This is a genomic window from Janthinobacterium sp. SUN073 (assembly GCF_030397665.1).
GTDB lineage: Bacteria > Pseudomonadota > Gammaproteobacteria > Burkholderiales > Burkholderiaceae_D > Janthinobacterium.
Map to the genome: position 1 here is coordinate 324233 of NZ_JAPUBT010000006.1, position 9564 is coordinate 333796.

The following is a 9564-nucleotide window of genomic DNA, read 5'->3' on the forward strand; positions in this document are numbered from 1 at the left end:
AAATGAAAAACAAAAAACACTGGAAAAATAATGGAACAAAAGAAAACCCCATATACGATTTCACATACCCAACATCATGGGAAGAAGAAGAAATTTTTAAGGAAAACAAAAAAAATATTGAAAAAATAAAAAACAAAAATATCGAATGGGCAAAGCAACTAGAGCATATGCCTAATAACATAATGACTGCATTAATCAATGAGATGGAAAATGGAAATGTACTAAAAAGCATAAGCAAAAATAACTGGCCAAACAATGGAAGCATTGTAGTTAGCTTTAGAGATAAATTTCATGAGGAAAATAAGAAATTAAAGGGAATCCAATGGCGTGAATTAAATGACCCCCACTATTGCAAAGAGGAGATAGCGGAGATTTTCAACAAAATAGAGTATTTGTTAATCAACTAACCTGCCAACCGATTTGACACGCCACGTTCGCTCCCCGATACTTGGCTCCAACCATAACCAACTCCACAAGCGCAGACTACCGACGTAGCCGCTTGCGCCTGCACGAATGAACACTTCTTTTCCCACCGCCCCCTACATCGGCCGCTTCGCCCCCTCTCCCTCCGGCCCCCTGCACATGGGTTCGCTCGTTGCCGCCATGGCCAGCTATCTCGATGCGAAGGTGCATCGCGGCACGTGGCTGCTGCGCATCGAGGATCTGGACTATGACCGCAATGTCGAGGGCGCCGATATGGCGATCCTGGCCACCTTGCAACGCTGCGGCATGACGTGGGATGGCGAGGCGACGTGGCAGAGCCGCAGGCTGCCGCTGTACCAGGCGGCGCTGAAGCGCTTGCAGGACGCTGGCCTCGTGTATGCGTGTGCCTGTTCGCGCAAGGAAATCCACGATTCGGTGTTGCAGGCGGGTGTCGCCAAGGGCGGGGCCGCCGTGTATCCGGGCACCTGCCGCCATGGTTTGGCGCCGGGCAAGGCGGCGCGGGCCTTGCGGTTGCGCGTGCCAGAAGGGCCGCAAGCCGTGTATGGCTTTATTGACCGCTGGCATGGTCCGCAGCGGCAGGACCTGACTGGCGAGGTGGGCGACTTCATCGTGCTGCGCGGCGATGGTTACTGGGCGTACCAGCTGGCCGTGGTGGTTGACGATGGCGTGCAGGGCATCACGCAGGTGGTGCGCGGGGCGGATCTGCTCGATTCCACGCCGCGCCAGCTGTATCTGCAGGATGTGCTGGGCTTGCCGCATCCGGGCTTTCTGCACGTGCCCGTCGTCAACAATGCCAGCGGCGAGAAACTGTCGAAGCAGACGGGCGCCCTCGCCTTCGATACGGGCACGCATGCCGGCGAACTGCTGGCGTCGGCGCTGCTGCCGGCCGCCCGCTTCCTCGGTCTCGACGTGCGCGCCGACGACGTGGAAGATTTCTGGCGGCAAGCCATTCCCGCCTGGGCGCAGCGGCTGGCGCGCCTTCCCGAGCGCACATAAAAAAACCCGCCGCGGCGCAAACCGGGCGGGTTGAAGCAGGCGCTGGCCGCAAGGGCCGGCGCCTCGTATCAGGCAATTAGAAGTTGCCTTTAAACTGCACACCAAATTGACGTGGCTCATTGATGAAGCCCGTGCGGTTGTTGAAGTCAATGGCGCCCGTGATGCGGCGGGTATCGGTGATGTTGCGGCCAAAAGCGGCCACTTCATACTTGCCGGCATCCCAGATGTAGCCTACGCGCAAGCCGCCTTCCAGCAACGATTTACCCGTGTATTCGGCCGCTTCGTACAGGAAGAAGTTAATCTTGCTGCGGTATGCCCAGTCCGTGAACAGGAACAGTTCGCCGTTTTCCAGCGGGATCGAATAGCGGCCGGTGGCCGTGACGATCCATTTTGGCGCCTGTGGCAGCGGATTGCCGTTGATAACGACGTTGCCGGCGGCATTGATCGGATCAAGAATGGTGCAGGAAGCAAAACCGCATTTGCTGACGGCCAGGCCAGCGTCATTGATCTGGGTGAAGTTGTAGCTGCCACCCAGGGACATTTTCAGGCTAGGCGTCACGAAGCCTTCCAGGTCCAGCTCAACGCCACGGCCGCTGGTCTTGGCAGCATTGATCAGGCGGTTGACGTTCGAGCTGCCGCCAACCACGGTCAGTTGCTGGTTCTTGATCTCGTAATCGTAAATGCTGAAGGCGACGCGGGCGCGGCGGTTGAACAAGTCAGCCTTGATGCCGGCCTCGTAGGACAGGATGGTTTCCGCATCAGCGATGGTGACAGGCACCTTGTCGCCAGCTGGCGCGATACTCGGCGCGCGGAAGCCGGTGGCGATGCGGGCGTAGAAGTTCACGTCCTTATTGTATTTATAGGTGCCGCTCAAGTCCCAGTTGACCTTGCCCTTGCTGACATCGGCGCTGGTGGGCGAGATTTGCTTCACGCGGTCCGCCTCGACCGTGTTGAAATCCTTCTTGTCCTTGGTATAGCGCAAGCCGCCGCGCAACATGAAATCTTCGTTGACGGCGTAGTTGACGGAACCGAAAGCGGCCCAGGCCTTGTTTTTCTGATGGCTGGCCACGTGCGAGGTCAGCGCGCCCGTGTCGCTGTTGAAGTTGTCGGTGAAACCGTTGGCATCTTCATCGAAGAAGTACAGGCCCGACTGCCAGTTCAAAGGACCGGCGTTTTTCGATTCGACGCGGAATTCCTGGCTGTACTGGGTGACGCCGCTGATGCCGCCAGCCGTCTCTACCTGGAATGGCAAATTATTCGAAGGGCCAGGTACGCCGCCGTCGATGTCGCCATGGCTCAGGTAATTGTTGACCTTTTCATAGCCGGTGATCGAGAACAGCTTGACGCTGTCCAGGTCCCAGCTCAGGCGGGCGCTGGCGCCGCTGGTGCGCAGGCGCTGGAAGTTCTGGCCATTGGTGTACGATTTTTGCGGGTCGAAACCATCGACCAGGTCATTCGTGCCCTTCTTGATTGCATTGGCGAAGAACAGGCGCGCGCTGCCGGTCGTGGTGCGCTGATGCACATTGAACAGGGCGTTGAACGTGGTGTTCGGTGCGTACAGCAGTTGCACGCGCTCGGCGTGTTCATTGTAGCCGTCCAGCGCATCTTTCTTGCCCGTAAACGTGTTGTCGACATAATTGTCGCGGTGCTGGCGCAGGGTCGAAAAACGCAAGGCCCATTCATTGCTCAGGGGGACGTTGACGGCGCCATCGACATTGCTGGTGTTGTGCGTGGCGGTGGAAACGTTGTAATAACCTTCGACCTTCTCCAGCTTCGGCTTGGCCGATTCGAACTTGACCACGCCGGCCGGCGTGTTGCGGCCGAACAGGGTACCTTGCGGGCCGCGCAACACTTCGACGCCAGCCACGTCAAAAATCGGAAAACCCTTCAAAATGGGGTTTTCTTGCACGACATCGTCGTAGATCAGGGAAACAGGTTGCGATGCAAACGTATTGAAGTCCGTATTGCCGTAGCCGCGGATGTAGAAGCGGGGGAAGGTGCGGCCGTTCGACGATTCCACGTTCAGGCTAGGCACTTTGCCGGCCAGCACGCGGATATCTTGTCCGCCGGATACCAGCACGTCGAGCTTCTCGTCGCGCAGCAGCGATACGGAGACGGGCACGTCGCGGATATTTTCCTTGCGGCGCTGCGCCGTCACGGTCACGGTTTCCAGCTGGCTGGCGGCAGGGGTCGTATCAGCAGCGACTTCATCAGCATACGCCGAGCCGATAGGCAAGGCAGCGGACAGTGCCAGCATGGCGGCGCTTTTGGCGCACAAACGCTGGTGCATCTTGGACATCTTGATCATGTTGTTTCCCAGAAGTTTAAAAAAGAATTGCGAAATCTGTCTTCCAACCTGTCTCCGGCTTATGTACGGCGCTGGCGTTCTCTGCACCGTCATGGTGCGGCAGCGCGAGCGGATGTTTCTCCGCTCCTGGCGTCACTGGCTCTGCCCTGGCTGTCGTCCAAGCTGACAGCGGTGGCGGCCGCATCTCTGGGATGTCTGATGAACACCAACTTTTAAGTAAGGCGCCAATTTAATTCAAGCGCCTTATGCGCTGCAAGAATATTGTTATGTAAAATATTCATTCATCAACATAAAGGGCCGACTAGTGGTTATTCAGCCACAACAGCGCCCTTGCCTGGCTGTTTCACCCGATGATTTGCCGCAGGACGCGCCTTTTTCTCGTGGCCTGCAGAAAGCAGAATTGGCGTCCTGCAAGACAACCCTGAGGGTAAAAATAGTTGTAATATCGCCAGAATTGAGCTGCCATGCCGCCCCATCCCAGTGCGGCGGCGGTACCCCGCACCATCGTCGATCGCCTCCATGCCAGAACCGAGCCAGCCCAGCAACGCCGTCCCTTCCTCCATTGCCGCCGCCCAGGCCGCCCATTTGCTGCTGCGCGCCCATTGCGACATCGTCTGGAGCACGAAAAGCTTCGGCCAGTTCGATGCCGACCAGCCCTCCTGGCGTGCCTTCACGGGCCAGACGGAAGCCGAACTGCTGGGCCGCGGCTGGCTCAATGCCCTGCATCCGGATGACCGCAACTTGCCTTACGTCATGCCGTCACATCTGACGAGCGTGTTCGAAGCGGAATACCGGCTGCGCCACGTCAGCGGCACCTACCGCAATATGGTGGTGCGCATGCTGCCTGTGCTGGCGCCCGACGGCAGCATCGTTGAATGGCTGGGTTCGCATTGCGACGTGACGCAGCAACGGCAGACGGAACAGCGGCTGCGCCTGGCCATGCAGGGCGGCCGCATGGGCACGTGGGAGATCGACCTGGGCAGCGGAAGCATGGCCTGCTCCGACGCGTTCAAGGCCAATCTGGGCCTGCCGCCTGCCAGCCACATCGACTACGCGCAGCTGACGGGCGCCATGCTCGACGGCGAGCTGCAGCACTGGCAAACGGTGGTGCACGCAGCCATCGCCAGCGCCAGCGATTTCGAGATCGACATCCGCGTGCGCTGGCCCGATGGATCGCTGCACTGGGCGCACATGCGCGGCACCTGCGCCAGCGACGGCGCCGGCAACGTGATCGCCCTGTCCGGCATCTCGCTCGACTTGACGGCCAGCAAGCAGAATGAGGAAACCCTGCGCCTGACCCTGGAGGCCGGTGAAGTGGCCACCTGGAACTGGGACATCGTGGCCGACCGGGTCACGGCCGACAGCAACATGGCGCGCCTGTTCTCCGTCCATGCCGATACGGCCACGGCGGCGCCACTGGCGCGCTACCTGGACCTCATCCATCCCGATGACCGCGAGCAAGTCAGCGCGCAGATTGCCCAAGCGCTGCAGGCGCACACGCCGTTCGAAGCCAGCTACCGCGTCACTGCCGGCGATGGCCAGTACCGCTCGGTCATCGCGCGGGGCCGCGCGGAATACGCACCCGATGGCACGCCCTTGCAATTTCCCGGCGTCCTGCTCGACGTCACGCGCCAGAAACAGGTGGAAGATGCGCTGCGCCGCAGCGAGGAACGCTACCGCACCCTGATCGAGCTGATGGACCAGGCCTTTTGCGTCATCGAAATGCTGTACGACGAGCAAGGCCGCCCCGTGGACTTCCGCTACCTGGAAGGCAATGCCGCCTTCGTCAAGCAGTCGGGGCTGGACAATGCCATCGGCAAGACCATCCGCAGCTTCGTGCCCGAGCACGACCAGCACTGGTTCGACCTGTACGACCAGGTCGTCAAGACGGGCGAACCCGTGCGCTATGAAAACGAAGCCGTCGCCATGGAGCGCTGGTTCGAGGTCTTCGCCGCGCGCCTGGGCGGCCCCGGCAGCCGCCTGCTGACGGTGCTGTTCAGCGACATCAGCGAACGCAAGCGCTCGGAGCAGCAATTGCGCCAGCTGGCCGACAACCTGTCCGAAATGGACCGGCGCAAGACGGAATTCCTGGCCACCCTGGCGCACGAATTGCGCAACCCGCTGGCGCCCATCCGCAACGGCTTGCAGATCATGCGCCTGGCCGCCGACAAGCCCGCCACCGTGGCGAGAGTGCGCGACGTGATGGAGCGGCAAGTCAATCAGATGGTGCATCTGGTCAATGATTTGCTGGACGTGGCCCGCATCACGCGGGGCCAGATCGAACTCAAGCTGGAACGCGCGGACTTGAAAACCATCATCGCCAGCGCCGTGGAAACGAGCATGCCGTTGATCGAAGCGGGCCACCACCAGTTGCAGGTGCAACTCGACGAGCAGGCGCTGCCGCTTGAGGCCGACCCCACGCGGCTGGCGCAAGTACTGGGCAATTTGCTCAACAATGCCGCCAAGTACACGCCCGCCGGCGGCCACATCAGCTTGCGCGCGCGGCGCGACGGCAACGAGGCGCTGATCGAGGTGCAGGACAGCGGCGTGGGCATTCCCGCCGAATCGCTGGCCACCATCTTCGACATGTTTACCCAGGTGGGACAGAACATGGGCCGCGCGCAGGGCGGCCTGGGCATCGGCCTGTCGCTGGTGCGGCGCCTGGCCGAGCTGCATGGCGGCAGCGCCACGGCGGCCAGTCCCGGCGCCGGCCTGGGCAGCACTTTCAGCGTGCGCCTCCCCCTGCTGCTGGAGGAAGCGAAAGCATCCGCCGCACCGGCCGTGCCGGCCAGCGCCACCAGCGGCCCCCGTTTCCGCGTGCTGGTGGTCGACGACAATATCGATGCGGCCGATACCCTGGCCGCCGTGCTCGACATGATGGGCCATGCCACGCAAGTGGCCCACGACGGCGCGCAGGCGCTGGCCGTGGCGCCTCAATTTTTGCCAGACGTTATCTTCCTCGACATCGGCTTGCCCGGCATGAACGGCTACGAGGTGGCGCGCGCGCTGCGCCGCATACCGGTCGGCGCCAACGTCGTGCTCGTCGCATTGACGGGCTGGGGCGCCGAAAACGACCGCAGCCAATCGAGCGCGGCCGGCTTCGACCACCATCTGACCAAACCGGCCAACCTGCTCGCCATCGGCGAACTGCTGACCACCCTTTCCACTCCAACAACACCGACCAACCATGACTGAATCCCTGAACCACGTCCGCCGCACCCTCCTGCTGGCCAGCGGCGCCGCCCTGCTGTGCCCGGCACCGCTGCTGTTTGCCGCGCCCTCCACCAGCCTCGCCGCCGCCCACACGCAACTGGCCGCGCTGGAACAGGCCGCTGGCGGACGCCTTGGCGTTGCCGCCTGGCGCCACGGCAGCGAGCTGCGCGTTGCCTACCGCGCCGACGAACGCTTTCCCCTGGCCAGCACCTTCAAGGCGATGCTGGCGGCCGCCGTGCTTGCCCGCGGCGTCAGCCAGCCGGGCTTGCTGGAGCAGCACGTGCGTTACGAGAAAAAGGAACTGGTCACCTATTCGCCCATCACGGAAAAGCATCTGGCCGACGGCATGAGCGTGGCCGACCTGTGCGCCGCCGCCTTGCAGTACAGCGACAATAGCGCAGCCAATTTCTTGATGACATTATTAGGCGGGCCGCAAGCCGTGACGGCGTTTGCGCGCAGCATCGGCAATACGGTGTTCCAGCTGGAACGCTGGGAAACGGAACTCAATAGCGCCATCCCCGGCGAAGTGCGCGACACGGCCAGCCCTGCGTCGATGGCGCACAGCCTGCAGCAATTGTTGTTGGGAAATAGCTTGCCGGCGCCGCAGCGCCAGCAACTGGACGCCTGGATGCGCGGCAACACGACGGGCGACAAGCGCATCCGCGCCGGCGTGCCCGCCGGCTGGCAGGTGGCGGATAAAACGGGCTCGGGCGCCTATGGCAGCGTCAACGATATCGGCGTGGCCTACCCGGCCAGCGGCGCGCCGCTGGTCATCGCCGTGTACTACACGCGCGAACAGAAAAACGCGGACACGAATCAGGACATCATCACGGCCGCCACGCGCATCGTGACGGCTGCGCTGGTCTGATTATTTCGGTAGAGCAGCCATGAAGCCCGCATACGTGGACCAGGCGGGGTCGGCCGCGCTGCGGATTTCAATCGGGAATTTCGGACGCGGCGCCAGCGCCGTGTTGAGGCGGTTGAAAAACTCTTCGCCCGACTGCGTGTAATAAATCCATTCGCGCAAGTTTTCACCGGTCGACACCAGCGCCAGGGTGGCGAAGCCGCCCTCTTCCACCACGGGCGCCAGCGCCGCTTCCAGCTCTTCCATGTGCTCGCGCTCGTTCGGCGCGGGCATGCCTGTTTCATCTTCATAACGCCAGGCGATGATGATGCGGTCCGGTTGCGACGACAGGTCCCAGTCGTCATGGAAAGTGTCGACATAGCGGTAGATGATGGCCATCTCGTCGCTATGCGTGACGATGGTGCCCCAGCTGCGGGCGGAAGTGGAATTTTCGTTCATGGTTGCAACAGTCAAAAAAAATAAATCGAGGAGGCGCAGCTTACAGCACTGGCGGGCAAGTCACATTCCAGGCGTCATACTGGGCGCCGCTCTTGCGCAGCCAGACACGGGCGTAGCTGTCGCGGTCGCTCTTGAACACCAGCGCATAGCGCTCTTCGGCACGCGGTGCGGCGGCGCCCACGTCGACGGCCGCCAGCGTAAACTTCAGCGCCCGCAATGGGGCGCAGGCAGTGTTACCCGCCATCAATAAACGCGCCCGCTCCAGCAGTGGCTTCTGGTACAGCAACACGCCTTCCAGCTCCACATCGGGTATCCGTTGCAGCATGCGCACTGGTTCAGCCACCGCGCGGCAGGTGCCACGGTCGAGCCAGGCGTAATACTCCATGCCCGCCTCCTGCCAGCGCGCCTGCTTGCCCTCACCGTGCTGCACGAACTTGGTGCGCTGCGTGCGGCACAGCGCGCCATGGCCACGGTACGGCGACGTTTCCACGCTGCCCACCACTTCGCTGCCACGGCCGCCTACCACGGGCACGCTCTCGAACACGGTGCGCGCAGCGGGCTCACCCGGATATTGCTGCGCATAAAATTCCAGCAAGGACGCGCGCTGCTGCGCATCCACTGCCACCACCTCGGCGGCGCTGGCTGAGATGCACACGGCCGATACGGTAAAGAGCGCTACAGAGCGCATGAAATATCCTGGCATGGCATTCCTTCAATCGACGTTCAGGGGCGGGTATCGCCCAAGCGCAGATTATATAGTTACCAGGAAATACAGGGAGGAGCGGACGTCAGGAGGTGCGGAAGTTGACACCACCAGCGAGCAACTTGGCGCCGCAGGTGGTGGTATCGCCTTCAAAGGCAATGGCGATGCCGTTGATGGTGTGCCGGGACGAGCCGCTGGCAATCTTGCAGCCCTGATGCCCCTTGATGGGGCAGCTGCACAAGTCCCCGACGCAGGCGACCGCAATCCCATTGACCGTAAAATACGTGGCGGCACAACTGAGCACCTTGCCGCCATGCGACGTGGCGTCGCCCAAACGGATGACTTTGCGCATGCTGCCTCCCGAATTATTGTCCCGCCGAGCTTTCCAGGATGGCTTCCACCGATGGCGCCGCGTAGTTGGCCGGGTCGACGGCTGGCGTGACGCGGCTGCGGAAGATATCGCCGCCGGCATCCCCCCCGGTGTCAGAATGGTTGTCGCTCCGATAGGTTTGGTAAACTTGGGAGCGTTGACTGGAGCATGAATTGGCACGATACGGACAAGAATTTAAAGACAGGGCGGTGGCGAGACTGCTGCCG

General features: G+C 61.6%; 9 protein-coding genes. 4 read left to right on the forward strand and 5 right to left on the reverse strand.

Features of this window, described 5'->3' with window-relative positions; genetic code table 11:
• Positions 1-2: 2 nt before the first annotated feature.
• Complete coding sequence (locus O0882_RS18580; RefSeq protein WP_289950332.1) at positions 3-407, forward strand: hypothetical protein; 405 nt, start codon at positions 3-5, stop codon at positions 405-407.
• 106 nt (positions 408-513) lie between these two features.
• Positions 514-1440 carry a tRNA glutamyl-Q(34) synthetase GluQRS gene (gene gluQRS / locus O0882_RS18585; RefSeq protein WP_289950334.1) on the forward strand — a complete coding sequence of 309 codons (927 nt, stop codon included), beginning with the start codon at positions 514-516 and terminating at the stop codon, positions 1438-1440.
• A 76-nt stretch (positions 1441-1516) separates the two neighbouring features.
• Here gluQRS and O0882_RS18590 read toward each other — a convergent pair whose 3' ends face one another.
• Positions 1517-3748 carry a TonB-dependent receptor gene (locus O0882_RS18590; protein WP_289950336.1) on the reverse strand — a complete coding sequence of 744 codons (2232 nt, stop codon included), beginning with the start codon at positions 3746-3748 and terminating at the stop codon, positions 1517-1519.
• A gap of 519 nt (positions 3749-4267) precedes the next feature.
• Here O0882_RS18590 and O0882_RS18595 point away from each other — a divergent pair.
• Both O0882_RS18595 and bla read left to right on the forward strand, forming a co-directional pair.
• Positions 4268-6943, forward strand: coding sequence for a PAS domain-containing protein (locus O0882_RS18595; RefSeq protein ID WP_289950339.1), 2676 nt, complete (start codon positions 4268-4270; stop codon positions 6941-6943).
• A complete protein-coding gene (bla, locus tag O0882_RS18600) occupies positions 6936-7829 on the forward strand; it encodes a class A beta-lactamase (protein WP_289950341.1) in 894 nt (297 codons plus the stop codon). Before O0882_RS18595 ends, bla begins: the two co-directional genes overlap by 8 nt.
• On the opposite strand, the gene O0882_RS18605 is transcribed toward bla, so the two are convergent.
• The 4 genes from O0882_RS18605 to O0882_RS18620 all read right to left on the reverse strand — a co-directional run.
• On the reverse strand, positions 7830-8264 hold the full coding sequence (locus tag O0882_RS18605) for a DUF695 domain-containing protein (RefSeq protein WP_100875823.1): 435 nt from the start codon (positions 8262-8264) through the stop codon (positions 7830-7832).
• A 40-nt stretch (positions 8265-8304) separates the two neighbouring features.
• On the reverse strand, positions 8305-8952 hold the full coding sequence (locus O0882_RS18610; RefSeq protein WP_143451712.1) for a hypothetical protein: 648 nt from the start codon (positions 8950-8952) through the stop codon (positions 8305-8307).
• A 100-nt stretch (positions 8953-9052) separates the two neighbouring features.
• The gene (locus O0882_RS18615; protein ID WP_289950347.1) at positions 9053-9319 is read right to left on the reverse strand and encodes a PAAR domain-containing protein; all 267 of its coding nucleotides are present in this window, start codon (positions 9317-9319) and stop codon (positions 9053-9055) included.
• Between the two features lie 13 nt (positions 9320-9332).
• On the reverse strand, positions 9333-9564 hold a 232-nt coding region (locus O0882_RS18620), incomplete at its 5' end, for a hypothetical protein (protein WP_289950349.1).

What these genes read in the sequence shown, in the direction of transcription:
- O0882_RS18580 (WP_289950332.1), top strand. Translation starts at nt 3, where the DNA reads ATGAAAAACAAAAAACACTGGAAAAATAATGGAACAAAAGAAAACCCC.
- gluQRS (WP_289950334.1), top strand. Translation starts at nt 514, where the DNA reads ATGAACACTTCTTTTCCCACCGCCCCCTACATCGGCCGCTTCGCCCCC.
- O0882_RS18590 (WP_289950336.1), bottom strand. Translation starts at nt 3,748, where the DNA reads ATGATCAAGATGTCCAAGATGCACCAGCGTTTGTGCGCCAAAAGCGCC.
- O0882_RS18595 (WP_289950339.1), top strand. Translation starts at nt 4,268, where the DNA reads ATGCCAGAACCGAGCCAGCCCAGCAACGCCGTCCCTTCCTCCATTGCC.
- bla (WP_289950341.1), top strand. Translation starts at nt 6,936, where the DNA reads ATGACTGAATCCCTGAACCACGTCCGCCGCACCCTCCTGCTGGCCAGC.
- O0882_RS18605 (WP_100875823.1), bottom strand. Translation starts at nt 8,264, where the DNA reads ATGAACGAAAATTCCACTTCCGCCCGCAGCTGGGGCACCATCGTCACG.
- O0882_RS18610 (WP_143451712.1), bottom strand. Translation starts at nt 8,952, where the DNA reads ATGCGCTCTGTAGCGCTCTTTACCGTATCGGCCGTGTGCATCTCAGCC.
- O0882_RS18615 (WP_289950347.1), bottom strand. Translation starts at nt 9,319, where the DNA reads ATGCGCAAAGTCATCCGTTTGGGCGACGCCACGTCGCATGGCGGCAAG.